Annotated in this window: 25 protein-coding genes and 1 tRNA gene; 14 read left to right on the forward strand and 12 right to left on the reverse strand. The window is 69.7% G+C overall.

Annotated elements, in window-relative coordinates:
• Nucleotides 1–54: 54 nt before the first annotated feature.
• The 4 genes from E2493_RS19405 to E2493_RS19420 all read right to left on the reverse strand — a co-directional run bounded on the left by E2493_RS19405 (nucleotide 55) and on the right by E2493_RS19420 (nucleotide 4,556).
• Nucleotides 55–1,101, reverse strand: coding sequence for a sugar phosphate isomerase/epimerase family protein (locus tag E2493_RS19405; RefSeq protein WP_135090194.1), 1,047 nt, complete (start codon nucleotides 1,099–1,101; stop codon nucleotides 55–57).
• 171 nt (nucleotides 1,102–1,272) lie between these two features.
• Entirely contained in the window at nucleotides 1,273–2,319 is a 1,047-nt protein-coding gene (locus tag E2493_RS19410) for a sugar phosphate isomerase/epimerase family protein (RefSeq protein ID WP_135090194.1), read from the reverse strand.
• 178 nt (nucleotides 2,320–2,497) lie between these two features.
• Entirely contained in the window at nucleotides 2,498–3,637 is a 1,140-nt protein-coding gene (locus tag E2493_RS19415; protein WP_135090196.1) for a Gfo/Idh/MocA family protein, read from the reverse strand.
• Between the two features lie 7 nt (nucleotides 3,638–3,644).
• Complete coding sequence (locus E2493_RS19420) at nucleotides 3,645–4,556, reverse strand: sugar phosphate isomerase/epimerase family protein (protein ID WP_135090198.1); 912 nt, start codon at nucleotides 4,554–4,556, stop codon at nucleotides 3,645–3,647.
• A gap of 128 nt (nucleotides 4,557–4,684) precedes the next feature.
• Between E2493_RS19420 and E2493_RS19425 the strand changes: the two genes are divergently transcribed.
• On the forward strand, nucleotides 4,685–6,784 hold the full coding sequence (locus E2493_RS19425; RefSeq protein WP_225421599.1) for an outer membrane protein assembly factor BamB family protein: 2,100 nt from the start codon (nucleotides 4,685–4,687) through the stop codon (nucleotides 6,782–6,784).
• A gap of 159 nt (nucleotides 6,785–6,943) precedes the next feature.
• On the opposite strand, the gene E2493_RS19430 is transcribed toward E2493_RS19425, so the two are convergent.
• Nucleotides 6,944–7,726 carry a 3-keto-disaccharide hydrolase gene (locus E2493_RS19430; protein ID WP_135090202.1) on the reverse strand — a complete coding sequence of 261 codons (783 nt, stop codon included), beginning with the start codon at nucleotides 7,724–7,726 and terminating at the stop codon, nucleotides 6,944–6,946.
• Nucleotides 7,727–7,825: 99 nt separating this feature from the next.
• On the opposite strand from E2493_RS19430, the gene E2493_RS19435 reads away from it, so the two are divergent.
• The 3 genes from E2493_RS19435 to E2493_RS19445 all read left to right on the forward strand — a co-directional run bounded on the left by E2493_RS19435 (nucleotide 7,826) and on the right by E2493_RS19445 (nucleotide 14,201).
• Entirely contained in the window at nucleotides 7,826–9,238 is a 1,413-nt protein-coding gene (locus E2493_RS19435) for a Gfo/Idh/MocA family protein (RefSeq protein WP_167737643.1), read from the forward strand.
• Nucleotides 9,239–9,255: 17 nt separating this feature from the next.
• Nucleotides 9,256–10,923 carry a hypothetical protein gene (locus tag E2493_RS19440; protein ID WP_135090206.1) on the forward strand — a complete coding sequence of 556 codons (1,668 nt, stop codon included), beginning with the start codon at nucleotides 9,256–9,258 and terminating at the stop codon, nucleotides 10,921–10,923.
• 140 nt (nucleotides 10,924–11,063) lie between these two features.
• The gene (locus tag E2493_RS19445) at nucleotides 11,064–14,201 is read left to right on the forward strand and encodes a helicase-related protein (protein ID WP_135090208.1); all 3,138 of its coding nucleotides are present in this window, start codon (nucleotides 11,064–11,066) and stop codon (nucleotides 14,199–14,201) included.
• A gap of 37 nt (nucleotides 14,202–14,238) precedes the next feature.
• On the opposite strand, the gene E2493_RS19450 is transcribed toward E2493_RS19445, so the two are convergent.
• The gene (locus E2493_RS19450) at nucleotides 14,239–15,672 is read right to left on the reverse strand and encodes a DEAD/DEAH box helicase (RefSeq protein ID WP_135090210.1); all 1,434 of its coding nucleotides are present in this window, start codon (nucleotides 15,670–15,672) and stop codon (nucleotides 14,239–14,241) included.
• A gap of 92 nt (nucleotides 15,673–15,764) precedes the next feature.
• Complete coding sequence (locus tag E2493_RS19455; protein ID WP_135090212.1) at nucleotides 15,765–16,202, reverse strand: hypothetical protein; 438 nt, start codon at nucleotides 16,200–16,202, stop codon at nucleotides 15,765–15,767.
• A gap of 235 nt (nucleotides 16,203–16,437) precedes the next feature.
• Here E2493_RS19455 and E2493_RS19460 point away from each other — a divergent pair, with 235 nt between their 5' ends.
• On the forward strand, nucleotides 16,438–17,226 hold the full coding sequence (locus tag E2493_RS19460) for a SapC family protein (RefSeq protein ID WP_135090214.1): 789 nt from the start codon (nucleotides 16,438–16,440) through the stop codon (nucleotides 17,224–17,226).
• Nucleotides 17,227–17,243: 17 nt separating this feature from the next.
• Nucleotides 17,244–17,795: a cytochrome b gene (locus E2493_RS19465; protein WP_135090216.1), complete on the forward strand. Its 552-nt coding sequence runs from the start codon at nucleotides 17,244–17,246 to the stop codon at nucleotides 17,793–17,795.
• Between the two features lie 174 nt (nucleotides 17,796–17,969).
• Here E2493_RS19465 and E2493_RS19470 read toward each other — a convergent pair whose 3' ends face one another.
• Nucleotides 17,970–18,830 carry an N-formylglutamate amidohydrolase gene (locus E2493_RS19470; RefSeq protein WP_135090218.1) on the reverse strand — a complete coding sequence of 287 codons (861 nt, stop codon included), beginning with the start codon at nucleotides 18,828–18,830 and terminating at the stop codon, nucleotides 17,970–17,972.
• 160 nt (nucleotides 18,831–18,990) lie between these two features.
• Here E2493_RS19470 and cpdR point away from each other — a divergent pair, with 160 nt between their 5' ends.
• The 5 genes from cpdR (at nucleotide 18,991) to E2493_RS19495 (ending at nucleotide 21,335) form a co-directional block, all read left to right on the forward strand.
• Nucleotides 18,991–19,368, forward strand: a complete 378-nt coding sequence (gene cpdR, locus E2493_RS19475) for a cell cycle two-component system response regulator CpdR (protein ID WP_135090219.1) — start codon at nucleotides 18,991–18,993, stop codon at nucleotides 19,366–19,368.
• 85 nt (nucleotides 19,369–19,453) lie between these two features.
• Nucleotides 19,454–19,528: transfer RNA gene (locus E2493_RS19480), tRNA-Val, on the forward strand.
• A gap of 326 nt (nucleotides 19,529–19,854) precedes the next feature.
• Complete coding sequence (locus tag E2493_RS19485; RefSeq protein WP_135090221.1) at nucleotides 19,855–20,268, forward strand: response regulator transcription factor; 414 nt, start codon at nucleotides 19,855–19,857, stop codon at nucleotides 20,266–20,268.
• Nucleotides 20,269–20,376: 108 nt separating this feature from the next.
• Nucleotides 20,377–20,793, forward strand: a complete 417-nt coding sequence (locus tag E2493_RS19490; protein WP_135090223.1) for a VOC family protein — start codon at nucleotides 20,377–20,379, stop codon at nucleotides 20,791–20,793.
• Between the two features lie 17 nt (nucleotides 20,794–20,810).
• Complete coding sequence (locus tag E2493_RS19495; protein ID WP_225421600.1) at nucleotides 20,811–21,335, forward strand: DUF4199 domain-containing protein; 525 nt, start codon at nucleotides 20,811–20,813, stop codon at nucleotides 21,333–21,335.
• 74 nt (nucleotides 21,336–21,409) lie between these two features.
• Here E2493_RS19495 and E2493_RS19500 read toward each other — a convergent pair whose 3' ends face one another.
• A complete protein-coding gene (locus tag E2493_RS19500; RefSeq protein WP_135090225.1) occupies nucleotides 21,410–21,946 on the reverse strand; it encodes a hypothetical protein in 537 nt (178 codons plus the stop codon).
• 325 nt (nucleotides 21,947–22,271) lie between these two features.
• Between E2493_RS19500 and E2493_RS22155 the strand changes: the two genes are divergently transcribed.
• Entirely contained in the window at nucleotides 22,272–22,400 is a 129-nt protein-coding gene (locus E2493_RS22155; protein ID WP_263854105.1) for a hypothetical protein, read from the forward strand.
• Between the two features lie 13 nt (nucleotides 22,401–22,413).
• On the opposite strand, the gene E2493_RS19505 is transcribed toward E2493_RS22155, so the two are convergent.
• Both E2493_RS19505 and E2493_RS19510 read right to left on the reverse strand, forming a co-directional pair.
• Complete coding sequence (locus tag E2493_RS19505) at nucleotides 22,414–23,133, reverse strand: Crp/Fnr family transcriptional regulator (RefSeq protein ID WP_135090227.1); 720 nt, start codon at nucleotides 23,131–23,133, stop codon at nucleotides 22,414–22,416.
• Nucleotides 23,130–23,402, reverse strand: coding sequence for a DUF6894 family protein (locus E2493_RS19510; RefSeq protein WP_167737644.1), 273 nt, complete (start codon nucleotides 23,400–23,402; stop codon nucleotides 23,130–23,132). The genes E2493_RS19505 and E2493_RS19510 overlap by 4 nt, the downstream gene beginning before the upstream one ends.
• 107 nt (nucleotides 23,403–23,509) lie before the next feature.
• On the opposite strand from E2493_RS19510, the gene E2493_RS19515 reads away from it, so the two are divergent.
• Nucleotides 23,510–24,016 carry a retropepsin-like aspartic protease family protein gene (locus tag E2493_RS19515; protein ID WP_135090231.1) on the forward strand — a complete coding sequence of 169 codons (507 nt, stop codon included), beginning with the start codon at nucleotides 23,510–23,512 and terminating at the stop codon, nucleotides 24,014–24,016.
• A 73-nt stretch (nucleotides 24,017–24,089) separates the two neighbouring features.
• Here E2493_RS19515 and E2493_RS19520 read toward each other — a convergent pair whose 3' ends face one another.
• Entirely contained in the window at nucleotides 24,090–26,195 is a 2,106-nt protein-coding gene (locus E2493_RS19520) for a M13 family metallopeptidase (RefSeq protein ID WP_135090233.1), read from the reverse strand.
• Between the two features lie 158 nt (nucleotides 26,196–26,353).
• Here E2493_RS19520 and E2493_RS19525 point away from each other — a divergent pair.
• A partial coding sequence (locus tag E2493_RS19525) for a hypothetical protein (RefSeq protein WP_135090235.1) occupies nucleotides 26,354–26,657 on the forward strand: 304 nt, incomplete at its 3' end.

Genomic DNA, 26,657 nt, shown 5'->3' on the forward strand with positions numbered 1-26,657 from the left:
ACCCTTCGGGTGGTCCCCCTCCCCATCGCCTTGGGCGACAGGGAGGACTGCTCATTAACTCAGCCCCAGCACCTTGCGGTTGCGGGCGGCGTCGGGCGCGGCGCCGGCGAAATCGTCGAAGGCCTTCTCCGCCTTGCGGATCATGTGCGCGGCGATGAACGGGGCGCCTTCGGCGGCGCCCTGCTCCGGGTGCTTCAGCGCGCATTCCCATTCGAGCACCGCCCAGCCCTCGTAGCCATATTGGGTGAACTTCGAGAAGATCGCCTTGAAGTCGATCTGGCCGTCACCGAGCGAGCGGAAGCGGCCGGGCCGCTCGGCCCAGTCCGAATAGGAGCCGTAGACGCCCGCCCGGCCGTTCGGCCGGAACTCGGCGTCCTTGACGTGGAAGCATTTGATCCGCGCGTGGTAGATGTCGATGAAGGCGAGATAATCGAGCTGCTGCAGGACGAAGTGGCTCGGATCGTAGAGGATGTTGGCGCGCGGATGGTTGCCGACCGCGTCGAGGAAGCGCTCGAAGGTCACGCCGTCGTGCAGATCCTCGCCGGGGTGGAGCTCATAGGCCGCATCGACCCCGTTCTCCTCGAACACGTCGAGGATCGGCTTCCAGCGGCGGGCGAGCTCGGCGAAACCTTCCTCGACCAGGCCCGCCGGGCGCTGCGGCCAGGGGTAGACGGTCTGCCAGAGGAGGGCGCCGGAGAAGGTGGCATGGGCGGTAAGGCCGAGCCGGCGGCTGGCGCGCGCGGCCATCTTCACCTGGTCGATCGCCCACTCGGTGCGCGCGGCCGGCTTGCCCTGCACCTCGGGCGCGGCGAAGGCGTCGAACAGATCGTCATAGGCCGGGTGGACGGCGACGAGCTGGCCCTGGAGGTGGGTCGAAAGCTCGGTGATCTCGACTCCCGCCTCGCGGCAGATGCCGGCGACCTCGTCGCAATAATCCTGGCTCTCCGCCGCCTGCTTCAGATCGAACAGCCGGCCGTCCCAGCTCGGAATCTGGATGCCCTTGTAGCCGAGCCCGGCGGCCCATTGCGCCATATTGGCGAGCGAGTTGAACGGCGCCTCGTCGCCCGCGAACTGGGCGAGGAAGATTGCGGGACCCTTCATTGCGTGTCTCCCAGAAATAGATCCTCCCCATCAGCGCGCAGCGCTGATGGGGAGGGGGACCGCGCGTAGCGCGGTGGAGGGGCCGGGTAGAGGAAAGGGGCTGCCTGCCCCTCCACCACCCTTCGGGTGGTCCCCCTCCCCATCGCCTTGGGCGACAGGGAGGACTGCTCATTAACTCAGCCCCAGCACCTTGCGGTTGCGGGCGGCGTCGGGCGCGGCGCCGGCGAAATCGTCGAAGGCCTTCTCCGCCTTGCGGATCATGTGCGCGGCGATGAACGGGGCGCCTTCGGCGGCGCCCTGCTCCGGGTGCTTCAGCGCGCATTCCCATTCGAGCACCGCCCAGCCCTCGTAGCCATATTGGGTGAACTTCGAGAAGATCGCCTTGAAGTCGATCTGGCCGTCACCGAGCGAGCGGAAGCGGCCGGGCCGCTCGGCCCAGTCCGAATAGGAGCCGTAGACGCCCGCCCGGCCGTTCGGCCGGAACTCGGCGTCCTTGACGTGGAAGCATTTGATCCGCGCGTGGTAGATGTCGATGAAGGCGAGATAATCGAGCTGCTGCAGGACGAAGTGGCTCGGATCGTAGAGGATGTTGGCGCGCGGATGGTTGCCGACCGCGTCGAGGAAGCGCTCGAAGGTCACGCCGTCGTGCAGATCCTCGCCGGGGTGGAGCTCATAGGCCGCATCGACCCCGTTCTCCTCGAACACGTCGAGGATCGGCTTCCAGCGGCGGGCGAGCTCGGCGAAACCTTCCTCGACCAGGCCCGCCGGGCGCTGCGGCCAGGGGTAGACGGTCTGCCAGAGGAGGGCGCCGGAGAAGGTGGCATGGGCGGTAAGGCCGAGCCGGCGGCTGGCGCGCGCGGCCATCTTCACCTGGTCGATCGCCCACTCGGTGCGCGCGGCCGGCTTGCCCTGCACCTCGGGCGCGGCGAAGGCGTCGAACAGATCGTCATAGGCCGGGTGGACGGCGACGAGCTGGCCCTGGAGGTGGGTCGAAAGCTCGGTGATCTCGACTCCCGCCTCGCGGCAGATGCCGGCGACCTCGTCGCAATAATCCTGGCTCTCCGCCGCCTGCTTCAGATCGAACAGCCGGCCGTCCCAGCTCGGAATCTGGATGCCCTTGTAGCCGAGCCCGGCGGCCCATTGCGCCATATTGGCGAGCGAGTTGAACGGCGCCTCGTCGCCCGCGAACTGGGCGAGGAAGATTGCGGGACCCTTCATTGCGTGTCTCCCAGAAATAGATCCTCCCCATCAGCGCGCAGCGCTGATGGGGAGGGGGACCGCGCGTAGCGCGGTGGAGGGGCCGGGTAGAGGAAAGGGGCTGCCTGCCCCTCCACCACCCTTCGGGTGGTCCCCCTCCCCATCGCCTTCGGCGACAGGGAGGATTGGTGACCAATGCTCACAGGTCCACCCATTCGCCGCCCCGGGCGCTGCTGTCGTAGGCGGCCTGGATGAAGCGCATGCCGGCGATGCCGTCGTGTAGGCCGGCGTAGACCGGGCGCTGCGGCGCGCGGCCACGCACGGCCTCGGCGAAGTCGTGGTAGATGTTGGCGAAGGCCTCGAGATAGCCTTCCGGGTGGCCGGACGGGGTGCGGGTCACCGCCATCGCCGTCTCGTCGAGATAGGTGCGGTCGGCGCCGGGGGTCCAGATCTCCTCCGGCCGGCCGCGGCGGGCGACGCGCAGGCTGTTCGGCTGCTCCTGGCGCCAGTGCAGGCCGGCTTCCTCGCACCAGACCGAGATCTCGAGGCCGTTGGCGTCGCCGGTGCAGATCTGGCTGGCAACCAGGGTGCCGCGGCCGCCGCCTTCGAGGTGGAACATCGCCGCGCCGTCGTCGTCGAGGCTGCGGCCCGGAACCGCGGCGCGGATCTCGGCGCTGAGGCGGCTCATCCGCTCGCCGGTGATGAACTCGACCAGGTTGAACGCGTGGGTGCCGATGTCGCCGAATGCGCCGCCGAGGCCGGAGCGGGCCGGATCGATCCGCCATTCGGCCTGCTTGCCGACCGCATCCTCCTGCTTGCCGAGCCAGCCCTGGGTGTATTTGACCGCGACGCGGCGGACCGCGCCGAGCTCGCCGCTGCCGACCAAAGCGCGGGCCTGCCGGACCATCGGATAGCCGGTGTAGGTGTGGGTGACGCCGACCAGCCCGCCGGTCCGCCGCGCCGCCTCCTCGACGGCGCGCGCCGCGTCGAGCGTATCGGTCAGCGGCTTGTCGCACAGAACCGGAAAGCCGGCCTCAAGCGCGGCGATCATCGCCGGCGCGTGGACGTGGTTCGGCGTGACGATCGCGACGAACTCGGCGCGCTCTCCGGCGGGTCGCTCGCGCTCGCCCTGGAGCAATTCGTCGTAGCTCGCGTAGCTGCGCTCCGGGGGAAGGCCGATCGCCTCGCCCGAACGGCGGGCGCGCTCGGCATCGGAGCTGAGCGCGCCGGCGACAAGGCGGCAATTGCCGGCGATCGCCGCGGCGATGCGATGGACGGGTCCGATGAACGCGCCTTCGCCGCCGCCGATCATCGCGTAGCGGACGGGATCCCTGGTCATTTCCGCCTCAGGCCGAGAGGGTGCGCAGGTATGCCGCGCTCTTCTCCAGCGCCTGCAGAGGCGGCTCGCTGAACGGATCCTCCTGCTCGACGAAGATCGAATGGATCGGGGCGCGACGGGTCGCCTCGAACACCGATTTCCAGTCGATCATGCCTTCGCCGACCACGGTGCTGCGCGCGTCGGCGATGCGGCCGGGCGTGCGGCTCGGTGCGGTCATGTCCTTGATGTGGAGCAGATGGACGCGCGGCGCATAACGGCGGATAGTCTCCGCCGGATCGTAGCCGGCACCCCAGACCCAGCCGAGATCGAGCTCCAGCACGACGTTGCGCGGATCGGTGAGGCGGACGATCTCGTCGATCGGCAGCTTGCGCTCATAGGCGACGAACTCGGCGGCGTGGTTGTGATAGCCGAAGCGCAGGCCCATCGCGCGGGCGCGCTCGCCGATCCGGTTCATCGCCTCGGCATTGGCCTGCCAGTCGGCGAGGCTCATCGCTTCGGCGAGCGCGACGTTCCAGTCCTTGCCGCCGGAGATCGGCCGGCGCGGGGCCGGCGAGGAGGCGACGACGTAGCGGGCGCCGACCTCCCTGGCGAAGGCGAGCCGGGCATCGGTATTGTCGATCAGGTCCTGCAGGCCGTGATGGGCCGAGGTGCATTCAAGGCCGGCGGCCCGCAGCGATTCGCGGAACTGGCGGGCGGTGCGATCGTACCAGCCCGCCGCCTCGATTCTCTTGTAGCCGAGCTTGCCGAGGGCGCGCAGCGTGCCGTCGAAATCCTTCTTGAGCTCGTCCTTGACGGTCCAGAGCTGAAGGCCGAGCGGCGCCGGCAGCGGCCGGGCGAACGCCCGTCCGGCAGGCAGCATCGCGGCCGCGGCGAGCAGCCCCGAATGGCCGAGCATGGCCCTGCGAGTGAGTGACGACATCCCTTCCTCCCTGTTCTTTTGCCATCCTTGTTAGCGCTCTCACCGCCGGCGGCAAGGGGCGTTGACGCGCGGCCGCGCGCCCGCTCTACCGTCGTCGCGGAGCCTCGGAAGAGGGCGGGAGGGGTATGATGCGCGTTCGGTTGATCCTGGGAGCGGTGCTGGCCGCGACGACGGCCATGGTGGCCGCGGAGCCGGGGAGCCTCTGGGAGGTCGCCGGCGGCGGGCCGGGCAACGGCAAATATTCGCCGCTCGACGAGATCACGCCGAAGAACGTGGCGAAGCTCGAGATGGCGTGGCGCTACGACACGGGGGAGGGGTTTCCCGGGTCGGAGATGCAAACCAATCCGATCGTGATCGGCACCAGCCTGTTCGCGATCACACCGAAGCAGCGGCTGATCGCGCTCGATGCGACCAATGGCCGGCTGCTGTGGAAGTTCGATCCGCATAATGGCGAGGACTACAAGGGCGGCTCTCGCAACCGCGGGCTCGCCTCGTGGAGCGACGGCCGGCGGCGCACCCTGTTCTACGCCGTCGGGCCGAGACTCTTCGCGATCGACGCCGCGGACGGCCGGCCGGTGGCGGGCTTCGGCAGCGGCGGCGCGATCGACCTGCGCGAGGGGCTGGGGCGCGATCCGAAGACGATCTCGGTCTCGGCCAATTCGCCCGGGGTGGTGTGGAAGGACCTGCTGATCATCGGCAGCGCGCTTGCCGAGGACCTGCCCGCCGCCCCCGGCGACATCCGCGCCTATGACGTGCGCACCGGCGCCTTGCGCTGGAGCTTCCGGACGATTCCCGCGGCGGGCGAGCCGGGATCGGAGACCTGGCCGGCGAACGCGAGGACGAGCAGCGGCGGCGCCAACAGCTGGGCCGGGCTGACGCTCGACGAGGCGCGCGGCCTGGTGTTCGCGCCGACCGGATCGGCCGCGTTCGATTTCTGGGGCGGCGACCGGCCCGGGAACAATCTCTACGCCAACAGCCTGGTCGCGCTCGATGCCGCGACCGGCAAGCGAATCTGGCATTTCCAGACCGTCCGCCACGACGTCTGGGACCGCGATCTGCCCGCCGCGCCGACGCTGGTACGGGTGAAAAGGGACGGCAAGCTGATCGACGCCGTCGCGCAGATCACCAAGACCGGCTTCGTCTATGTGTTCGATCGCGTCACCGGCAGACCGCTCTTCCCGATCGGCGAATTGCCGGTGAAGCCGTCCGACGTGCCCGGGGAGTGGTCGGCGCCGAGCCAGCCTTACCCGCTGGCGCCGCCGCCGTTCGCGCGGCAGCGGCTGACCGAGGCCGATCTCACCCGCCGGACCCCGGAGGCGCACGCCGCGGTCGCCTCGCGCCTCGCCCGGCTCCGTCACGGTGCTCTGTTCGAGCCGCCGAGCCTCCAGGGCACGATCGTCTATCCGGGGCTCGACGGCGGCGGCGAATGGGGCGGCGCGGCGTTCGATCCGGCGACCCGGCTGCTCTACGTCAACGCCAACGAGATGGCCTGGGTGGTGCGGCTCCTCGCCCGCGAGACGCCGCAGCAAGGCAACGCCAGCGCGGCCTCGCTCTACCAGGCGAATTGCGCCAGCTGCCACGGCGAGGACCGCACCGGCTCGCCGCCGCAGGTGCCGGCGCTGACCGACCTCGGCGCCAGGCTGCGCGAGGCGCAGGTCAGGAAGACGATCCGCGAGGGATCGGCGCGGATGCCGGCCTTCGCCGAGCTCGGCGAGGACGCGATCGGCGCGCTCGCCGCCTTCCTGCTGACCGGCGAGGACCGCCACGCCGCCGCGGGAACGGTCGCGTCGAACCGGCTGCCCTTCACTCACGACGGCTACAACCGCTTCCTCGATCCGGACGGCTATGCGGCCGTCGCCCCACCGTGGGGGACGTTGAGCGCGATCGATCTCGATCGCGGCACGATCCGCTGGCAGGTGCCGCTCGGCGAGGTGCCGGCGCTCGCCGCCAAGGGCATGAAGGGCACGGGCAGCGAGAATTACGGCGGCCCGGTGGTCACTGCCGGCGGGCTGGTCTTCATCGGCGCGACCACGCTCGACCGCAAGCTGCGCGCGTTCGACAAGAAGACCGGGACGCTGCTCTGGGAGACGCTGCTTCCGTTCTCCGCCACCGCGACGCCGGCGGTCTACCGCGCCGGTGGGCGGCAATTCGTCGTCATCGCGGCGGGCGGCGGCAAGGCCGGGCAGCCGTCGGGCGGCAGCTATCTGGCCTTCGCGCTGCCCGAGTGAGGAGCGACTTCAGCCCAGTTCGTCACCCCGGCGGAAGCCGGGGTCTCCGTTAGAGTTCACGCGAGCGCGAATGGAGCGCTCCATTAACGTCAGCGCGAACTCACCCCGAGATTCCGGCTTCCGCCGGAATGACGACTTGGAAATGCGCGCTCGCGGATCCTACAGCTCGCGGACCCAGATGTTGCGGAAGCTGATCGGCTGGCTCGGGTCGCCATGGTCCTGGAGCTTGATCGGCGAAGGGCCGTGCGCCTTGTAGGCGGGCTTGCCGACATAGGTGGTCTCGCCCTGCAGGGTGACGTCCTGGACGAAGACGCCGTTGTGGAAGGCGATCAGCTTCGCCGGCGTCTTCAGCGTGCCGTCGGCGGCGAAGGTCGGCGCGGTCCAGACCACGTCGTAGGTCTGCCACTCGCCGGGGCGACGCATCGCGTTGGCGCGGGGGGCGAACTGCTTGTAGACGCTCGCCGCCTGGCCGTTGACGTAGGTCTTGTTCTCGAAGCTGTCGACGATCTGGAGCTCGTAGCCGGCATCGCCGCCGCCGGTCGAGGCGAGGAAGAGGCCGCTGTTGCCGCGGCCCTGGCCCTCGCCCTTGATGCCGACCGGGATCCGCCATTCGAGGTGGAGCTGGTAGTTGGTGAAGCGGCGCCTGGTCTGGATGTTGCCGGTGCCCTTCTTGACCGTCATCACGCCGGCGTCGTTCAGCCAGGCCGCGGGCGAGCCGTCGTTCACCGACACCCATTCGTTCAGGCCCGAGTTCGCGCCGAGCAGGACGATCGCGTCGGACGGCGGCGGCACGGCCACGGCCGGGCCGGGCGTGACGATCGGCGGCACGGGGGTCCACTGCTCGGTATCCTCCGGGCGCGGCTTGGCGGCCTCGGCAGCGGGCGACGTGGCGGGGGCGGCGGTGGCCTGCGCGAGCAGGGCGAGGGCGGCTGCGATGATCATGACGGTGTCGATATCATCGAAAATCGCAGCAGGTAAGTCTCTTGCCATGCGCCCGCCGCCTCGGCCACATGGCCCGAAATCACGATGCGAGGAGGGGACATGACGTACCAACAGCAGACGCGGCGCGGCTTCATGGCGGTGACCGGCGCGGCGGCCGCGATGGCGGCGCTGCCGGGCGAGGTCCTCGGCAAGACCCGGCGGATCGCGCCGAGCGACAGGGTCAACGTCGCGGTGATCGGCGCCGGCGGCATGGGCGCGTCGAACATGGCCAAGCTGACCAGCCAGAACATCGTCGCCCTCGCCGATGTCGATTTCGAGCATGTCGCCGAAAGCTTCGTCGGCGATGCCGGCCAATCGCCCGAGCGCATCGCGCTCAAGGCCGCGTACGACAAGGCCGCCAAATTCTCCGACTATCGCCGGATGCTCGACCGTCAGAAGGACATCGACGCGGTCGTCATCGCGACGCCGGACCATCACCACGCCTTCGCCGCCAAGGCAGCAATGGAGCGGGGGCTCCATGTCTACGTCCAGAAGCCGCTGGCTTATTCGGTGCGCGAGGGCCGGCTGCTGCTCGATCTCGCCCGCAAGGACCCGAAGCTGGTCACCCAGATGGGCAACCAGGGCCATAGCGGCGACGACGGCCGCCGGGTCGTCGAGATGATCCGGGGCGGCGCGATCGGCCGGGTGCGCGAGGTCCACGTCTGGACCAACCGCCCGGTGTGGCCGCAGGGCGAGGCGCGGCCGGAAGCGGTCGAGGCGCCGGCGAGCCTGAACTGGGACGTGTGGCGCGGCCCGGCGAACGTCGACTGGGGCTATCATCCCGATTACGCGCACTTCAACTGGCGCGGCTGGGTGCCGTTCGGCGTCGGCGCGCTGGGCGACATGGGCGCCCATCTCATCGATTTTCCGTTCTGGGCGCTCGAGCCGGGCCTGCCGACGCGCATCGAGACTCGCCACAGCCGCTGGGGCGGCGACACCAATCCCTGGGACGGCAAGGGGCCGGATGAGCTCACCTCCTATCCGCTCGCCAGCGTGACTCATTATCAGTTCGGCAACGCCAAGGGCGGTCCGCTGCACATGACCTGGTATGACGGCGGGCTGATGCCGCCGACCCCGGCCGGCCTTCCCGCCGGCACGCGCATGGACCCGGGCGGCGGCGTGCTGTTCGTCGGCGACCAGGGCATGCTGATGCACGAGACCTACGGCAGCAACCCGACCCTGATCGGCGAAGGCGTGGCCGCGCGTGCGGCGGCGATCCCGCAATCGCTGCCTCGCATCGCCGGCGGCATGGGCGGCCACGAGATGAACTGGATCCGCGCGATCCGCGGGGAGGAGAAGATCTCCTCGCCGTTCGATTACGCGGTGCCGCTCAACGAGACGATGGTGCTCGGGATCGTCGCGCTGAAGGCGGAGCAGCCGATCGATTACGACGGCGGCGCCGGACGGATCACCAACGCGCCGGACGCGAACCGCTTCCTCGACCGCGAGTATCGCAAGGGCTGGGAGCTCTGATCGCGCGGGCCTGACCGATGTGGGCCTATGGCGACCAGGCGCGCGAGGCGAGCCTCGCGTCGCTCCTGGAGGAACTGCGCGAGGCGGGAGACGTGCTCGCCTCCGCCGAACCCGGGCTGCCCTGGCATTCGGCCTGCGTCGCGCTCTTCCTGCGCCTCGCCGAGCTGCTCCAGGCGCTGGCGGACGCCGAGCGTGACGCGCGGGGCGAGGACGATCTCTCGCCGGGCCAGGAGATGCTGATGCGCGGCCTGATCGCCACGGCCGGCGCAATCGACCGATCGTGGCGATCGGGCCTGGCCGAGCAGGTGCCGCCGACGCTGGCCTGGCTCGGCCTGCTCGGCGGCGGCGAGGACAGGGCGCTGACCGTGCGACGCTGCGAAGGCTGGGCCTTTTACGCCGTCTATCCGGAGCTCTATCTGGAAGCCGCCCGCGCGCTTCCCGAAGGCGCCATCGTCATCGGCCTGCGCAGCATCGGGGCCGGCCTCGCCGCCCTGGCGGCCTCCGCCTCCCGTGCCCGCGCCGTGGTCACCGTCCGGCCGGTGGGCGAGCCGTTCGATCGCCGGATCGTTGCCGGTCCCGGTCTCGAGCGGCTGGTCGCCGGCAATCTGGAGCGGGACTTCGTGATCGTCGACGAAGGTCCCGGCCTCTCGGGCAGCTCGTTCGGCGGCACTGCCGACTGGCTGGAGCGGCTGGGCGTGCCCGGCGAGCGCATTCATTTCATGCCGAGCCACGATGGCGATCTCGGCCCGCAGGCGCGCGACGACCATCGCGCGGGGTGGCACGCCCGGCCGCGTGCGGTGGCGCGATTCGAGGACGTGCTGCTCGTGCCCGGGGCGCCCGCGCCGCTCGCGCGCTGGTTCGAGGATCTGACCGGTCCGGCGCGAGCGCCGCTGCGCGACCTTTCCGGCGGCCTGTGGCGGAGCCTTTCGCCTTCGCCCGGAGCGCCCGCCGATCCGGGGCGCGAGGCGCGCAAATACCTGCTGGAAACGGAGCAGGGGCGTTTTCTGCTCAAGTTCGTCGGGCTCGATTCGGCAGGCCGCGACAAGCTCGCCCGGGCGCGTAGTCTGTTCGAGGCGGGTTTCTCGCCCGAGCCGCTGGCGCTGCGCCACGGTTTCCTGATCGAGCGGTGGATGGACGGCACAAGCCTGGAGGGCTCTCCGCCGAACCTCGCCGACTATCTCGCCTTCCGGGCCCAGGCCTTCCCGGCCGGGAAGGCCGGGGCGGACCTCGCCCGACTGGCGGGAATGGCGCGCTACAATCTCGGCCAGTCGGTCGGCGGGGCAGGGGAGCGGCTGCTGGCGCCATGGACGCCCGAACGGCTCGAGGCGCTGCAGGGTGCCGTGCGCCCCGTCCATGTCGACGGCCGCCTCCACGCCTGGGAGTGGATCGTCGTGGACGGACGGGTGCTCAAGACCGACGCGGTCGATCACAGCGTCGCGCACGATCTCGTCGGCTGCCAGGACATCGCGTGGGACGTGGCGGGCGCCGCGGTCGAGCTCGACCTCGCGCCGCCGGCGCTCGAGGCGCTCGCCGCACCCTTGCTCGGCGACCGCCGGGCTCTGCTCGACCTGCTTCTGCCCTGTTACCTCGCCTTCCAGATCGGCTGGTGGAGCTATGCCGGCGAGGCGGGGGCCAGGCAGCAGGCCCGCTACATCCGCGCGGCGGAGAAGTTGATGGAGCGCTGAGGCGTAGCTCCCTCCCCTCGACGCGGGAGGGCTTAGCCTTTGCGGACCGGTTACGATGCAGCGGCGCGGAACGCGCCGGGCCGGCGCAGCGTTGGCGCGGAACATCTTCTTCGAGGTTCCTTTCACGCATGTTCCAGGAAATGGCGGACGCCGGTGAAGCGTCGGCGAGCGCGGGCGCGGCGGGTCCGCCGGTGACCGCCGCTCCGCTCGGGCCGACGGTGGCGCGCCTGTGCGACGCTCTCGCGCAGGGCGACATCATCGCGGTCGCCGCGAACGAGCAGCGCGGGGAGGCGATCGCCCGCGCCGCTTCGGCGCTCAGCGATGCTCTCGTGGTCTGGTATCCGGCCTCGGACGGCCTGCCCGGCGAAGCCGCGGCGCCGGCGCTGGCCGGGCGGCGGTTCGCGGCGCTGGCGGCGGTCGGCGGCCGCGAACGCGAGCCGGTGCTGCTCGTCACCGATGCCGCGGCCGCCTCGTTCCGCGTGGCGCCGCCCGAGGCCTATGCCGCGCCGCCGCTGCGACTCGCGGCGGGCGACGCAATCGAGGGCGAGGCGCTGGCCGCGCAGCTCGAGGCGATCGGCTATTTCCCCGACGATCGCGTGGACGAAGCGGGCGAGTTCGCGGTCCGCGGCGGCGCGATCGACATCTTTCCGGCCGACGCCGACGCGCCGGTCCGCATCCGCGTCGAGGGCGGCCGCATCGTGGAGATCGAGACCTACGATCCGATCAGCCAGCTCGGCCGCGACGAGATGCTCGATGCGCTGACGCTGCGGCCGGCGGTGGAGCCGCCGGCCGGCGAGGCGAGCCTGTTCGACCATCTGCCGGGTGCCCAGGTGGCGCTCGATCCCGACGCGCTGGAGCGCCGCGACAGCAGCATCGCGCTGGCAAGGGAGAGCGGCGGGGCGGAGCAGATGCTGACCGGCGGCGCCTGGACCAGGGCGCTGGCCGGGCGACGCCGGATCAGCCTGGCCGCGAATGGCGAGGTGCCCGGCAGTCGCTTCGTCGAGAGCCGCTGGCCCGACCGCGCGTTTCTCGCCGCCGTGCGCAAGGCGCGGGAGGCCGGCGACGTCGTCCTGCTCGCCGGATCGGCGCGCGACCTGCGCTTCATCGCGCGGCGGATGGAGAAGCAGGCCGGCGAGGCGCCGCAGCCGGTGGCGCGCTGGCATGAGGTGCGCGCCGCGGCCGGCGGGAGTCTGCTCTCGATCGTCGCCGAGCTCGACCGGGGCTGGACGGAGAGCGGGCTGACCGTCATCGCCGCCGCGGACCTGCTCGGCAGCCGGGCGGCGAGCGAGGGTCCCGCCGCCGCGATCGATCCGCTCGCGCAGGGGGTCGCCGAATTCCATGTCGGCGACGCAGTGATCCACGAGGAGCATGGCCTCGCGATCCTGCGCGGCGTCGAGCCGCTGGCGAGCGGCGGGATCGAGAGCGACGCCTTCCGGCTCGAGCACGCCGGCGGCAAGATGCGGCTGGTGCCGGTCGAGGAAGGCGGCAAATTGTGGCGCTACGGCGCCGATGCCGACGCTGTGACGCTCGACAGACTCGATGGATCGAGCTGGCAGAAGAGGCGCGGCGAGATCGAGGCGACGATCGCGACCACGGCACGCCAGCTGATCGCGCTCGCCGAGGAACGCGAGCGCCGCAGCGCGCCGGTGCTCGATCCGCCGGTCGCCGATTACGAGAGCTTCTCGGCCGGATTCCCCTATGCCGAGACGCCGGACCAGCTGCGCGCGATCGAGGCGGTGCGGGCGGATCTCGCCTCCGGCCGCCCGATGGAGCGGCTGGTGGTCGGCGACGTCGGCTACGGCAAGACCGAGGTCGCGCTGCGCGCGGCGGCGGTCGCCGCTCTGGCCGGCAAGCAGGTCGCAATCGTCGCGCCGACCACCGTGCTCGTCCGCCAGCACCTCGAAGGCTTCCGGAAGCGCTTCGCGCGCCTCGGCATCGAGGTCGCCGGCCTGTCGCGACTCACGCCGGCCGCGGAGGCGCGCGCGGTGAAGAAGGGGCTGGAGGACGGCAGCATCCGCATCGTGGTCGGCACCAGGATGGTCGCCGGCGCGACGTTCGCCGACCTCGGCCTCGTGGTCATCGACGAGGAGCAGAGGTTCGGCACCGCCGACAAGGCGAAGCTGAAGAGCCTCGCCGAAGGCGGCCATGTGCTGACGCTGACCGCCACCCCGATCCCGCGGACGCTGCAGACCGCCCTCGTCGGCCTGCAGGATCTGTCGCTGATCACGACGCCGCCGGCGCGCCGGGTCGCGACCCGGACTGAAGTCGCCTCGTTCGCCGACCAGACCGTCCGCGGCGCGCTCACCCGCGAGCGCCGGCGCGGCGGGCAGAGCTTCGTCGTGGTGCCGCGGATCGAGGACATGGCGCCGATGGCCGAGCAACTGGCGCGGCTGGTGCCCGGGCTCACCGTCCGTGAGGCGCACGGCAAGATGCCGGCGGCCGAGATCGACGAGGCGATGGTCCGCTTCGCCGCCGGCGACGGCGACGTCCTGCTCGCCACCAACATCATCGAGGCGGGGCTCGACATTCCGCGCGCGAACACGATGCTGGTCTGGCGAGCCGACCTTTTCGGCCTTGCCCAGCTCCATCAGCTTCGCGGCCGCGTCGGGCGTGGCCGCGTGCGCGGTCACTTCGTGCTGCTGACGGAGGCCGAGGCGGAGATCGCGCCGGCCACGCTGAAGCGGCTGAGGACGATGGAAGCGCTCGACCAGCTCGGCGCGGGCTTCGCGATCAGCGCCCGCGATCTCGACCTGCGCGGCGCCGGCGAGCTGCTCGGCGAGGAGCAGGCCGGCCACGTCAAGCTGATCGGCACCGGTCTCTACCAGCATCTGCTCGAGCAGGCGATCCGCACAGCGCGCGGCGAGGAGGCGGAGGCGTGGGTGCCCGAACTCAACCTCGGCGTTTCCGGCCGGCTTCCGGAGGCCTGGATCCCCGAGGAGGACGTGCGGATCAACCTCTACGTCCGGCTGGCGCGGCTCGCCGGCGGCGGGGATGCGGACTCCGTCGCCGAGGAACTCGACGACCGCTTCGGCGAGCTGCCGGCCGAGGCGGAGCGCCTGCTCGCGATCGCCGACCTGCGGCGCCTGGCGCGCGACGCCGCCATTGCCCGGGTGGATGCCGGACCGGCGGCGATCGCGCTGACGCCGCGCCGCGGCTTCAAGGGCAAGACCAAAGGCCTCGAGAAGAAGGAGGGACGGCTGTTGCTGCGCGAGGCAAGCGACGCCGACGAGTCCCGGCTCGAGAAGGTGAGGGCGTTGCTCGAGACGCTGGTGGACTGACCCCGAAGGTCGGCCCGCCCGACCTCTGGCGGGGATCCTAGCTGCCGAAGCCCTGGTTGAGGAAGCTCGGGACCGGGCCGTTCCAGCCTTCGTCGGGACCGTCCTGATCCTGGCTGGGTCCCCGCTCGCGCTCGCGGCGCGGCTCGTCGCGACGGCCGCGCGGCGCCTCGTCGCGTGTCTCCCGGCGCCGGCTGCGTGGCGCCTCGCTGCGCTCGACGGGTGCTGCCGCCGGCGGCTGGTCCTCGACCTCGGTTTCGGCCGCGGCGTCGCGGCCGCCGCGCCTGCGCCGTCCGCGGCGCGGGCGCTCCTCTTCGGCCGCCTGGTCGTCATGCTCGACGACGCGGTCGGCGACCTCCTCCGGCGGATCGACCGGGCGGATCGGCATGCCGATCAGCTTCTCGATCGCCTCCAGCGCCTCGGCATCGGCCGAGGTGGCGAGGGTGATCGCAACGCCGGTCCGGCCGGCGCGACCGGTGCGGCCGATGCGGTGGACGTAATCGTCCGGGTGCCAGGGCACGTCGAAGTTGAAGACGTGGCTGACGTCCTTCACGTCGATGCCGCGGGCGGCGACGTCGGAGGCGACGAGGATGTTGATCTCGCCCTGCTTGAAGCGGTCGAGCTCCTTGATGCGATCGGCCTGCTCCATGTCGCCATGGATCTCGCCCGCCTTCAGGCGCGCGCGCTTCATGCTCTGCGCGAGCTCGCGCACCGTGGTCTTGCGGTTGCAGAAGACAATCGCGGTGCGGACGTCGTTGGCGCCGATGCGGTCGATCAGGATCTGCTTCTTCTTGCGCGAATCGACCTTGAGCACGCGCTGGTCGATCGACGCATTGGCCGTCGCCGGACGGGCGACCTCGATCGTCTTCGGGTTCGACAGGAACTTGTCGGAGAGCTTCTTGATCGGCGGCGGCATCGTCGCCGAGAAGAGCAGGGTCTGGCGATTGGCGGGAAGCTTCGAGCAGATCTGCTCGATGTCCGGAATGAAGCCCATGTCGAGCATGCGGTCGGCCTCGTCGATGACGAGCAGGCTGCAGCCGGTGAGCAGGATGTTGCCGCGGCCGAACAGGTCCATCAGCCGGCCCGGCGTGGCGATCAGCACGTCGACGCCCTTCTCGAGCGCCTTGATCTGGTCGCCCATCGAGACGCCGCCGATCAGCAGCGCCATGGAGAGCTTGTGATGCTTGCCGTATTTCTCGAAATTCTCGGCCACCTGGGCGGCGAGCTCGCGCGTCGGCTCGAGGATCAGCGAGCGCGGCATCCGCGCCCGGCTGCGGCCGTGGGCGAGGATGTCGATCATCGGCAGCACGAAGCTGGCCGTCTTCCCCGTGCCGGTCTGGGCGATCCCGATCAGGTCGCGGTTCATCAGGACGGAGGGAATCGCCTGGCGCTGGATCGGGGTCGGCTCGTCATAGCCGGCCTCGGTTACGGCGCGGAGCAATTCGTCTGAAAGGCCGAGATCGGCAAAGGTCATCGTTGTTCCGGAAAGAAAGCCCCCTCAGAGGGGGAGCGTCAGGGTGCCGCTTGCGCGAAGCGCCGAGCAATTGTCAAGGCGCGGCATCCGTCTCAGCGCGCTGCGGAGGCCTGGAGGGTGCGAAAGGCGTCGATCTCGCACTGGCCGCCGACCCGGGAGCGGATGATGTCGCGATCTGCGCAGATCATGCCGTCCTTGTTCGGCGTGATGTAGAAGCCGTAATAATAATCGAGCGCGGGGCACGAGCTCTCGAGCTTCGCGCGGATCCTGCGGCGATCGCGCAGCACCAGATCGACGCTGTTCTGGCTGACCAGCGCCGCGCCGGCAATCGCGCGCGCCGGCACGCACTTCGGCCCCTTGGCCTCCTTCCAGTGGATGGCGGGGGCGGCGGCACGGCCGTGCATCCGCACGACGATCTGCTCGCGCACGATCACCGTCTCGCGCGGCGCCTGGGCAGGGGCCGACACGGACGCGCCGACGCTCAGCACCAGCAGCGCGGCTGCGGTCCATCTCGAGAAGGTAAGCTTCATTTGCGCTGCACAGTCGGTGATCAGGCTTGAACGGGCGATTAATCCCGGATTGACCTAGAGCCTGGCCGATCCTCCGGCAATTGCGGCGGCAGGCGGGCGGCAGGCGGACGACGAAAGGGCGATTCTCGGTCCCGCCGCGTTCGTCCGGCTTGCGCATCGTGTTTCGGCACCATAGACGATGGGAGACTGAGCGGCCGCGGGGGCGGTTCGCTTCCAAAGCCTTAGGAGATCGATGATGGCGACTCAGCCGCCGGCCAACACCCTGCCGCTTTTCTACGGAGGCCTCGAGCCGCTTTCGAGCAACCAGCACGCCAATTACAAGAGCCGCTCGGCCCAGAAGGCGCCGTTCCTGGCCCAGACCCACGCCGTGCCGCTGACCATCGACGAATTCGTCGCCTCGCAGCGCTTCTTCCCGATCGTCTTCTCCTCGGGCGAAAATCCCGTGCCGCTGGCGCTGATGGGCCTCAACGAGGGCGTCAACGTGTTCGTCGAGGAGGACGGCAGCCTGCGCGGCGAGATCTACGTGCCGGCCTATATCCGCCGCTATCCGTTCATGCTCGCCCGTCTGCGCCCCGACGCCGAGGAGCTTTCGCTTTGCTTCGATCCGGGCAGCGAGCTGGTTGGCGAGTTCGATGAGGGCAACGTCCTGTTCGAGGACGGCAAGCCCAGCGAGACGACCAACGCGATCCTCAAGTTCTGCGAGGAGTTCGAGATGGCGGCGCAGCGCACCGCCTCGTTCGTCGCCGAGCTGAAGAGCATGGATCTGCTGATGGAGGGCGAGGTGTCGATCCAGCCCACCGGCAGCGAGCAGCCGTTCATCTATCGCGGCTTCCAGATGGTCAACGAGGAGAAGCTGCGCGAGCTGCGCGGCGACGAGCTCCGCAAGATGAACCAGAACGGCATGCTGCCGCTGGTCATGGCCCATCTCTTCTCCATGGCGCTGATGCGCGAGCTGTTCGGCCGTCAGGTACAGCAGGGCAAGGGCCCGCAGCTGCCGGCCGGCGCGGGGGCTGCCGCGGCCTGATGGCCTCATCGGCGGCGATGACCGGTCAGGAGGCGGCGCGCTACACGCGCGTCGCCATCTGGCTGCACTGGATCATCGCCGCTTTGGTCGTGGCCAACCTCTTCCTCGGCTTCTTCCACGAGGACTTCGGCAAGGCGGCGACGCCCTGGATGATGTTCTACCACAAGTCGTTCGGCCTGACCGTGCTCGGGCTGACCCTGGCCAGGCTCGCCTGGCGACTTGGCCATCGCCCGCCGGCCTTCGATCCGGCGTTGAAGCCTTGGGAAGCGCGGCTGGCGGGGGTGATCCACGCGCTCTTCTACGTCGCCCTGATCGCCATCCCGCTGAGCGGCTGGCTGCTGTCCTCGAGCAGCGCGCGGGGGACCAATTTCTTCGGCCTGTTCGACATCGCGCCGCTGCCGATCTCGCGCAGCGACGACGTCCACGACCTGTTCGAGGAGCTCCACGAGCTGCTCGGCCTCGCGATGGTCGGCCTGCTCGCGCTCCACGTCGCCGGAGCGCTCAAGCACCACCTCCAGGGGCATCGCCATCTGATCGGCCGGATGGCGCCGTTCCTCTATCGGAGCTGAGCCGGGGCGGCTTTTTCAGCGCCATTGAAACCAATTAGGCCGTTCCTACATTGTTAGGGCACGGCCGTCGTATCCCCCCTTTGCGGCGGCGTGTAGCGCCCCAGCGGGCGCTTCCTCCCTGAACCTGGGCCACCTCGCGCATGCGAGGTGGCTTTTTTCTGGGTGCGTGCCGGCCTATTCGGCGGCGACCGAAGCCGGCGCGCGCGCTTGGGCGGCGAGCGCTTCCACGATCGCGGCGATGAGCGCGCTGACCCGATCGAAGCCGGGTCCGGGCGCGCGCAGGTCCGGCCCGAGATAGAGGCTGCGATCGATCTCGAGCTGGAGGGCGTGGATCCCCGCCTGCGGCCGGCCGTGCTGCGCGGTGATATGGCCGCCGGCATAAGGCGCGTTGCGGGCGACCGAGAAGCCGGCCTCGCGGACGGCGCCCTCCGCGGCGGCGACCAGATCCGCCGCGATGCTGCTGCCGTGGCGATCGCCGAGCACGATCTGCGCCTGGCTGCCGTCGGTGCGCGGCGGCATCGAATGGCAATCGAGCAGAATGGCGATGCCGAAGCGCTCGCGCAGCGCGACCAGCTCTTCCGACAAGGCGGCGTGGTAGGGACGGTGGATCCGGGCGATCCGTCGCGCGATGTCCGCTGCCGGGATGCGGTCGCGCCAGATCGGCCCTGCACCGGACATCCTCGCCGGGACCAGACCGAGCCCGCCGCGCGTGCGCGGCGATTCGAGGATCGTCGAGGCATGGGGCCGGGGCACGACCATCCCCGGATCGAGCTCGCGCTCGTCGCGGTTGAGGTCGATCTCGGCGCGCGGCGCCTCCGCGACCACGGCCACCGAGCCGGCTTCGACCGCGCGCCAGACCAGCCTGTCGACCAGCCGGTCTTCCAGCATCTCGAGGCGCGCGAGCGGCACCCGGGCCGCCTTGATCAGCGAATCGGAATAATCACGGCCGGCGTGCGGCACCGAGAGCAGGACCGGGGATCCGGCCCGATCGGGACCGAGGCGTCGGAAGGCGGGTGCTGAAGGGGAGTCGGCCATTTCCGGGTTCAGAATAAGTAGTCCGCTTTTGGCACGCAAACGCAATCGGCGGCGCCAAGGGGCCACAAAGCGGCCTCGCGTGCTGGAAAAAAGTAACGACTTTGGGCATATCGGGACAATCGATCGCGCGCATCGGGCGCGTGCACGGCGCGGAGCGCGAATGATCAGGATCCTTCTGGCAGAAGACGACGAGTCGATGCGCGTCTACCTTGCGCGGGCGCTGGAGCGCTCGGGCTATGAGGTGGTCGCCGTCGACCGCGGAACGGCGGCGCTGCCGCTGATCGAGGCGGGTGCCTTCGATCTTCTCCTCACCGACATCGTCATGCCCGAGATGGACGGCATCGAGCTTGCCCAGAAAGCGGCGGCGATTGCACCGGATATGCGGGTGATGTTCATCACCGGCTTTGCCGCCGTCGCCCTGAAGGCGGGCCGCGCGGCGCCCTCCGCCAAGGTGCTGTCCAAGCCGTTCCACCTGCGCGATCTGGTGGCCGAGGTCGACCGGCTCTTCCAGAGCGAGGATCAGCACGGAAGATTGTGAGGAAAGGCTGTTGCGCCGCGCCCGAGGCCCCGCTACAGGGCTGCGCAGCGGTTCCCGGCGGAGAGCTTTCGGCGGGGTCCCGAGTGGGCGTGTAGCTCAGTGGTAGAGCACTGTGTTGACATCGCAGGGGTCGCAAGTTCAATCCTTGCCACGCCCACCATTTAAAAACCCTCGGAAATCAGCCGATTTCCGGGGTTTTTTATTGCCCGGACGAATTCGGGATGCGGTGAGGGCACGATCCGAACGCCGCCCGGATTCGTCTCTTCGCGGACACGAACAGTCCGGTCGCGGACCGCAGCGCCAGCCTGGACGAGAGCTCGCCGGGGGCCGGAGCCCATTATCTGGGGCTGGAAGCGGAGGGTCTCGTCACCGTCGCCCTCGCCGCCGAGGGGGGCTGACGCGAATCCTGGGAGGGGCGATCCGGTCCCGGCTCGGCGGCGACCGACGCGCTGGCCGACGGCGACGCTTTCTGGCAGCCTTGGCGCGATGGCGAGGACGATCATTCCCTATGCGCTGGTTCTGGCGGCCGCCGCGGCCCTGCTCGACTGGCTCGAATATCGCTATCTGACCCATGCCTATTCGACCGAGATCTACGTGCTGCTGATCGCGCTCGGCTCGGTCGCGCTCGGCCTCTGGGCAGGGCGCAAGCTGACGCCGGTGCACGCCGCCTCGCCGTTCGCGCGCAACGACGCGGCGATCCGCTCACTCGGCCTCACGGCGCGCGAGTGCGAGATCCTGGAGCTGCTCGCGTCCGGGCGGTCGAACAAGGAAATGGCCCGCACGCTGGGCATCTCCCCCAACACGATCAAGACCCACGTCACGCGGGTCTATGAGAAGCTCGAGGTCCAGAACCGGGTCCTGGCCATCGCCAAGGCCCGCTCGCTCGCCCTGATCCCCTGATTTGCCGCGCCCAGTGGGACGACCCGGGCGAAATCACCCGTTCGGGCGATGGATTCACATGCCGTCGTGCCGCATCAAGGTGGGCATCGCCACGCAAAGGAGGGGCATATGCCGGTGGTCGGATTGGGAGGGTTGATGTTCCGGGCGAGGGATCCGGAGAAACTGAAGGCCTGGTACCGCACGCAGCTCGGCATCGGCGGCGGATGCGTCAGCGAGGGCGGCGAGCAAGGGTGGCGCCCCGGCACCGGCCCGGCACCGGGAGAGCAGGGGCATCAATATATGTGGTACCCCGCGCCCGGCCCCATGGTGTTCGATCCGTTCGAGGCGGAGAGCGACCGGATCGCGGCGGACAGGAATGTGCTGATCAACCTGCGCGTCCGCGACATGGAGGGTCTGCTCGCGCAGCTGCGCGCGGCGGGAACCGAGATCGCCAGCGACGACAGCTACGAGGGCGTGGGGCGCTTCGCCCGGATCCACGATCCCGAAGGCAATCCGCTGGAGCTGTGGGAGCCGCCGGCAGCCTGAGCGGGAGGGAGGACATCATGCGATACGTTCTCGTCTACGGCGGCCTCGCCGGGGCCATCGTGATTTCCGTCCTCTGCGCGAGCTTCGCGCTGGAGCTGCCCAACCACACCAGTTCCTTGTGGTTCGGCTATCTCGTCATGCTGGTGGCGCTGTCGCTGATCTTCGTCGGCGTGAAGCGCTATCGCGACGTCGAGTGCGGCGGAGTGATCCGCTTCGGCCGCGCGCTGGGGCTGGGCCTCGGCATCGCAGCGCTGGCCGGGGTGGTCTACGTCATCGGCTGGGAATTGTACCTGGCGATGACGGGCTGGGACTTCATGGCCGAATATGGCGCGAGCATCGTCCAGGGCATGCGCGCCAAGGGCGCTTCCGCCGCGGCGATCGCCGCCAAGACCGAGGAGCTGCGCGGCTACGCCGAGATGTACCGCAACCCTGTCTACCGGACGGCGATGACCTTCGCCGAGATCTTCCCGGTCGGGCTGGTCGTCGCGTTCGTCTCGGCGGCCGTGCTGCGCAACCCGAGGATGCTGCCGGCGCGCGCCTGAGACGCGGTGCCGGCCGGTACGAAAAGGGGCGCCCCGGCACGGCCGGAGCGCCCCCTCGTCCGATCGGATTTCGATCAGAGCGTCGCGGTCGTTCTCGCCCGCGACGCATTGTGGCCGCCGTGACGGTAGAGGATCTCGCGGGCCATCTCGGCGTCGATGCCGGCGTCGCGCGCGTCGACCGACACGAAGGTGCCGCCCTGGTTGATCCGGCTCTCGTAATAATGCGCATCTTCGTCGCTGACGCCGTGGCGGGAGAGAAGACCGCTCAATCCGCCGGCCGTCGCGCCGAGCGCGGCGCCGACCGCCGCGCCTTCCGGAACGGCCGAGGCCGCGATCGCGCCCGCCGCGGCGAGCGGACCGACGCCAGGGATGGCCAATGCGGCGATGCCGAGCAGGGCGCCGACGCCGGCGCCGCCGAGTGCGCCCTTGACCAGGCCGCCGGTGCCGTCGCCATGGTGCTCGCCGGCGCCGTCGGTCGTCGTGGTCTTGCCCTCATGCTGGCCGATTATCGAAAGCGCGCTGTCGCGCACCCCGGCGCGGCGAAGATCCTCGACCGCGCGCTCCGCTTCCAGGCGATTGTCGAAGACGGCGGACACGATGCTCTGATTCATGAAACTCTCCATACTCTGAATACTCTGAGGGGGCTGAGTGCCCGCGCGGCGAACGGGCGTGACCGGCCGCCGTTCCGTCGGCGCGGGGTGATGGAGACGGACCGGGTGACCGGCGCGACCAAGAGCGAAGGTGACAGGAGTCGGCGGACATCCGGCGCCGCGGAGCATGCCGCCGCCAAGTTTGTCGATGCGCGGAACGGGGGCAGCGCCGCTTCGTTCTTGATCTATGTCAATTGAAAGCGAGGAGCTGCGGGACACGGCCGCCAAGTGTCGCCGTCTCGCGGGGGGCGTTGGGGACCGTCGGACCGCGACGGCGCTCCAGGAGATGGCGGCCGATTACGAGCATCGGGCCGATCGCATGGAAGATTCCGAGCGCCGCCTGAGAGCTGTCGATCGCCAGGCCTGCCAAGGCACTGCTCCCGATGCGTCGAAAGCCTCGAAAGACCCGGCCTGACGGGGTCGACGTCTCAACGCGGCTGCTGGTCCAGATAGAGGTAATCGGGATTGAATTCCGCTGCCTGCTCGAGCCCGCGCTGGTCGAGGATCGTCACGCGCCAGTTGCGGAATTCGACGAGACCGCCTTCCCGCAGCTCCTTCAGCGTCCGATTGACGTGGACCGAGGTCAGGCCGAGGCATTCGGCCATGTCGGTCTGGGTGAGCTTCAGCTCATAGCCGGTCTCGTCCGCGAGGCCGACGATGCCGAGTCGGATCTGCAGCTCGCAGAAAAGATGGGCGACCCTCGCCAGGGCGGTTCGCCGGCCGAGCGAAAGCTCCCACTCCCGGTGGATCGCCGCATCGAGGTTGGTCGAGAACCACAGCATCCGGGTGAGATGCGGCAGGCGCTCGGTAATCTCGGCAATCCGCTCATGGGGCGCGAGCGCGATGCGGCAGGGAGTCAGCGCCAGGATGTTATGATCGAGCCGCTTCAGCGTGAACGAGTGCAGATCGGCGAAGTCGCCCGCGACGTGGAGCTCGGAAATCTGGCGCTGGCCGCCGGCGAGATCTTTGTATCGGCACATCAGGCCGTCGAGCAGCAGCGTGCAGACCGTCATCTCCTGTCCGGCGCGGATCACCACCTGGTCGGCAGGGACGTCGCGCACATCGCTGATCGCATCGCGAAGCGCCTGCTCCTCCTCGGGGCCGATCTCGTCCCGGGCCCGGAGCTTCATGAGGAAGCGATCGATCATCCTGGCTGCTGTCCCGGTTCGGGTCGTCGCGGCATGCTGATTCGAACCGCCTCCTCGAACGGGATCTCGGCGAGGAGATTTCCGCTTTCGTCGGTGATCTCGATCCGCCCGGCGAGATCGATCCTGCCGGTCTTGATCTCGTCGCTAAGCATCGAGCGCACCCCCTCGATCGCCTTTTTGCGGGCCGCCGCCAGGTCCGGCAAGTCCATGCCTTCGTCATCCTGCGCAAATCCGAGACCGTTGTGGATGTTCAGAAAGAACAGGGGCATGGTCCCGCAACGCATCTTGATGACGCTTGTTTCCCCGCGCCGCAGCAGCGACGAACGCGGCAGCCATTCTTAGCCGTTCCTTCACCCGGAGGTGGCAAAAAGGCGCGATGCAGAAGGCGCTCTTCTTCATGATCGTGCTCGGGACGGGGATCGGACTTGCCTGGCCGAGCGGCGAGCGGCCGGCCCCGCAGCGGGAGGACCGCGTTCTCGCCACGCCGGCGCCGGAGGCCGCGGCAGCAGACGGCGGCCGGGTGCTGCGCGAGACAATTCTCGAACGCAGCGAAGGCGGGCATTTCTACGCCAATGTCGAGGTGAACGGCCAACTCGTCCGCTTCCTGGTCGACACCGGCGCGACCGGAGTCGCGCTGACCGAGGCGGACGCCAAGAGGATCGGAATTCCCTTCTCGCCCAGCGACTATACCGTCGTGGGAGAGGGCGCCGCGGGGCCGGTGCGCGGCAAGCGGATCACGCTGGCGCGCGTGGCGCTCGACGGCAAGGAGGCCCGCGAGGTCCACGGCGTGATCCTCTCCGGCGGCGGGATGTCGCTGCTCGGCCAGGCCTATCTCGGCCAGTTCGCCGTCGAGATGCGCGGCGACACGATGCGGATCCAATGAGCGCTGACGGCTGACCGAAAGAGAACGGCCGCGGAAGAAACTCCCGCGGCCGCCCAATGCCGAAGCCCGGCGCTTACCAGATGCGGACGCGATCCTCCGGCGCGATGTAGAGCTTGTCGCCCGGCTTGACGCCGAACGCCTCGTACCAGGCATCGACGTTGCGCAGCGGCCCGACCGCGCGGATCTGGCCGGGGGAGTGCGGATCGCCGACCAGCTGCTGGCGCAGCGCCTCGTCGCGGGTCAGGGTCCGCCAGACCTGCGCCCAGCCCAGGAAGACGCGCTGGTCGCCGGTGAACCCATCGAGCACCGGCGCGGGTTGCCCGCCGAGCGAGGCGCGATAGGCCTCCAGGCCGAGCGTCACGCCGCCGAGATCGCCGATGTTCTCGCCCATCGATGCGCGCCCGTTGATGTGCACGCCCGGAAGGTTCGGGAAGGTATAGGCCTCGTACTGCGCGCCGAGCTTGGCGGCCTGCACCTCGAACTTGGCGGCGTCCTCGGCCGTCCACCAGTCGCGCAGCACGCCCGCCCAGTCCGACTTGCGCCCCTGATCGTCGAAGCCGTGGATGATCTCATGCCCGATCACGCCGCCGATGCCGCCGTAATTGATCGCCGGATCGGCATCGGGGTCGAAGAACGGGGGCTGGAGGATCGCGGCCGGGAAGACGATCTCGTTCTTCACCGAGTTGTAATAAGCGTTCACCGTCTGCGGGGTCATGCCCCACTCGCCCTTGTCGACCGGCTGCGCGATGCGGTTGCGGCGGTAGTCCCATTCGAAGCGGGCGGCGCGCTCGACATTGCCGACCAGATCGCCGGGCACCACTGCAAGAGCGGAATAATCCCGCCACTTGTCGGGATAGCCGATCTTGACGTTGAAGCCCTCGAGCTTCTTCAGCGCCTCCTGCTTGGTCGCCGGTCCCATCCAGGCGAGCTGCTCGATCCGGCCGCGCAGGGCGGTGCGCAGGTTGACGACGAGCGCGTCCATCTTCGCCTTCGATTCCGGCGGGAAGTAGCGCGCGACATAGTCGCGGCCGATCGCCTCACCGAGCGCATTCTCGGTCAGGCCGATGGCGCGCTTCCAGCGGTCGCGCTGCTGCGGCTGGCCGTTGAGGAACTTGGCGCGGAAATCGAAATTGGCATCGACGAAGCGCTTGGACAGCAGCGGCGCGACATCGTCGGCGGTGTGGAAGATCTGCCAGGCCTTCAGCGTCTGGAGATCGGCGTCCGCGAAGATCTTCGCCAGCTTCGGGAAGGCGGTGTTCTGCGCGACGATCGCCCGCTCGGCGGTGCCGACGCCGGCGGCGTCGAGGAAGGTCGCCCAGGGGAAGCCGGGCGCCTGCGCCTCGAGATCGGCCCGGCTCATGAGGTTGTAGGTCTTGTCGCGGTTGCGGCTCTCGGCGCGGGTCCAGTGCGCCTCTGCGATTTTCGTCTCGAGCGCGAGGATGTCGCGCGCCGAGGCGGCCGGGGTCGGCCAGCCGGCCATCTCGAGCATCTGCTGGACATAGGCGCGGTAGCGGTCGCGCTGCGGCTGGAACTTGGCGTCGAGGTAGAGATCGCGGTCGCCGAGGCCGAGGCCCGACTGGCGCAGATAGAGCGAATAGATGTCGGGCTGCTTGGCGTCGTCGGAGACGCCGGGGCCGAAGAAGCTCGATCCGAAGCCGCCGACCGCACGGCCCATCAGCCGCGCCATGTCGTCCTTCGAGCGCACCTGGTAGATCGGCGCGATCCGGTTGAGCAGGGGAACGGCGTCGAGCCGCTCGGCCGCCGCCTCGTCCATGAAGCCCTGATAGAGCGTCGCCGCCTTGCCCTGGTCGCCGCCGGCGTCGACGCGATAGCCGTCGACCAGGCTGCGCAGCCGCGCTTCGGAGAGATCGCGCAGCACCGCGAACGCACCGAACGAGGAGCGGTCGGCCGGAATGGTGTTGGTCTTGGCCCAGGTGCCGTTGGCGAAGGCGTTGAAATCGTCGCCCGGCTTCACGCTGCGGTCCATCCCGGCGATGTCGAGGCCCCAGCTGCCGTAGCGCGGCGCTTCGACCGTGGCGCCGCCGGCCTCACCCTGCGTCGCGACCAGGGTCTGGACGGTGCAGCCGTCGTCGACGCAATCGTGGCGCTCATGCGCCGCCGCCGGCGCGGCGGTGGCCAGGGCCAGCAGGGACGCGGCGACAACGAGGCTCTTCTTCATCAGGATCGTCTCCAAATCTTTTACTGAAATCAGGCGGTTCCGAGGGGATCGCCGAGCCCGCCGGTGTGTAGGATGCCGGGTTTCCCGACGCAACTCATATGCAGGGGACCAAAGCGAGGGACGGCGACAAGCCGCACCGGCTGGGCTAGGGAAGGGTGATGACCAAATCCGCCACCGATCTCATGCAGGAGATCGTCTTCTCCGCCGTGCTCGACGCGATCGCCGCCCTCAAGGCCTCGTCCAGGGGCCTCCCCAACAATCTGCTGCGCGATCTCAACGCGATCCACGCCAACACGACGTTCGCCGACCTTCCCAAGGAGTTGCAGACGGCGATCTCCGCCAGCGTCAGCGCCGCGTTCACCCGGCTGATGAAGGGCGGCTATTCGGTCGCCCCGGCCGAGGCGGCACGGCCGCAGCGCGCGGCGCCGCGCGGCGACGGACCCCGCGGGGACGGGCCGCGCC

This window comes from Sphingomonas parva (ex Maeng et al. 2020) (genome assembly GCF_004564275.1).
In the GTDB taxonomy this organism is placed as follows: Bacteria; Pseudomonadota; Alphaproteobacteria; order Sphingomonadales; family Sphingomonadaceae; genus Allosphingosinicella; species Allosphingosinicella parva.

Excerpts from the sequence above, each read along its gene's own strand:
- E2493_RS19405 (WP_135090194.1), bottom strand. The coding sequence starts at position 1,101 with ATGAAGGGTCCCGCAATCTTCCTCGCCCAGTTCGCGGGCGACGAGGCG.
- E2493_RS19410 (WP_135090194.1), bottom strand. The coding sequence starts at position 2,319 with ATGAAGGGTCCCGCAATCTTCCTCGCCCAGTTCGCGGGCGACGAGGCG.
- E2493_RS19415 (WP_135090196.1), bottom strand. The coding sequence starts at position 3,637 with ATGACCAGGGATCCCGTCCGCTACGCGATGATCGGCGGCGGCGAAGGC.
- E2493_RS19420 (WP_135090198.1), bottom strand. The coding sequence starts at position 4,556 with ATGTCGTCACTCACTCGCAGGGCCATGCTCGGCCATTCGGGGCTGCTC.
- E2493_RS19425 (WP_225421599.1), top strand. The coding sequence starts at position 4,685 with ATGCGCGTTCGGTTGATCCTGGGAGCGGTGCTGGCCGCGACGACGGCC.
- E2493_RS19430 (WP_135090202.1), bottom strand. The coding sequence starts at position 7,726 with ATGATCATCGCAGCCGCCCTCGCCCTGCTCGCGCAGGCCACCGCCGCC.
- E2493_RS19435 (WP_167737643.1), top strand. The coding sequence starts at position 7,826 with ATGACGTACCAACAGCAGACGCGGCGCGGCTTCATGGCGGTGACCGGC.
- E2493_RS19440 (WP_135090206.1), top strand. The coding sequence starts at position 9,256 with ATGTGGGCCTATGGCGACCAGGCGCGCGAGGCGAGCCTCGCGTCGCTC.
- E2493_RS19445 (WP_135090208.1), top strand. The coding sequence starts at position 11,064 with ATGGCGGACGCCGGTGAAGCGTCGGCGAGCGCGGGCGCGGCGGGTCCG.
- E2493_RS19450 (WP_135090210.1), bottom strand. The coding sequence starts at position 15,672 with ATGACCTTTGCCGATCTCGGCCTTTCAGACGAATTGCTCCGCGCCGTA.
- E2493_RS19455 (WP_135090212.1), bottom strand. The coding sequence starts at position 16,202 with ATGAAGCTTACCTTCTCGAGATGGACCGCAGCCGCGCTGCTGGTGCTG.
- E2493_RS19460 (WP_135090214.1), top strand. The coding sequence starts at position 16,438 with ATGGCGACTCAGCCGCCGGCCAACACCCTGCCGCTTTTCTACGGAGGC.
- E2493_RS19465 (WP_135090216.1), top strand. The coding sequence starts at position 17,244 with ATGACCGGTCAGGAGGCGGCGCGCTACACGCGCGTCGCCATCTGGCTG.
- E2493_RS19470 (WP_135090218.1), bottom strand. The coding sequence starts at position 18,830 with ATGGCCGACTCCCCTTCAGCACCCGCCTTCCGACGCCTCGGTCCCGAT.
- cpdR (WP_135090219.1), top strand. The coding sequence starts at position 18,991 with ATGATCAGGATCCTTCTGGCAGAAGACGACGAGTCGATGCGCGTCTAC.
- E2493_RS19485 (WP_135090221.1), top strand. The coding sequence starts at position 19,855 with ATGGCGAGGACGATCATTCCCTATGCGCTGGTTCTGGCGGCCGCCGCG.
- E2493_RS19490 (WP_135090223.1), top strand. The coding sequence starts at position 20,377 with ATGCCGGTGGTCGGATTGGGAGGGTTGATGTTCCGGGCGAGGGATCCG.
- E2493_RS19495 (WP_225421600.1), top strand. The coding sequence starts at position 20,811 with ATGCGATACGTTCTCGTCTACGGCGGCCTCGCCGGGGCCATCGTGATT.
- E2493_RS19500 (WP_135090225.1), bottom strand. The coding sequence starts at position 21,946 with ATGAATCAGAGCATCGTGTCCGCCGTCTTCGACAATCGCCTGGAAGCG.
- E2493_RS22155 (WP_263854105.1), top strand. The coding sequence starts at position 22,272 with ATGGCGGCCGATTACGAGCATCGGGCCGATCGCATGGAAGATTCCGAG.
- E2493_RS19505 (WP_135090227.1), bottom strand. The coding sequence starts at position 23,133 with ATGATCGATCGCTTCCTCATGAAGCTCCGGGCCCGGGACGAGATCGGC.
- E2493_RS19510 (WP_167737644.1), bottom strand. The coding sequence starts at position 23,402 with ATGCCCCTGTTCTTTCTGAACATCCACAACGGTCTCGGATTTGCGCAG.
- E2493_RS19515 (WP_135090231.1), top strand. The coding sequence starts at position 23,510 with ATGCAGAAGGCGCTCTTCTTCATGATCGTGCTCGGGACGGGGATCGGA.
- E2493_RS19520 (WP_135090233.1), bottom strand. The coding sequence starts at position 26,195 with ATGAAGAAGAGCCTCGTTGTCGCCGCGTCCCTGCTGGCCCTGGCCACC.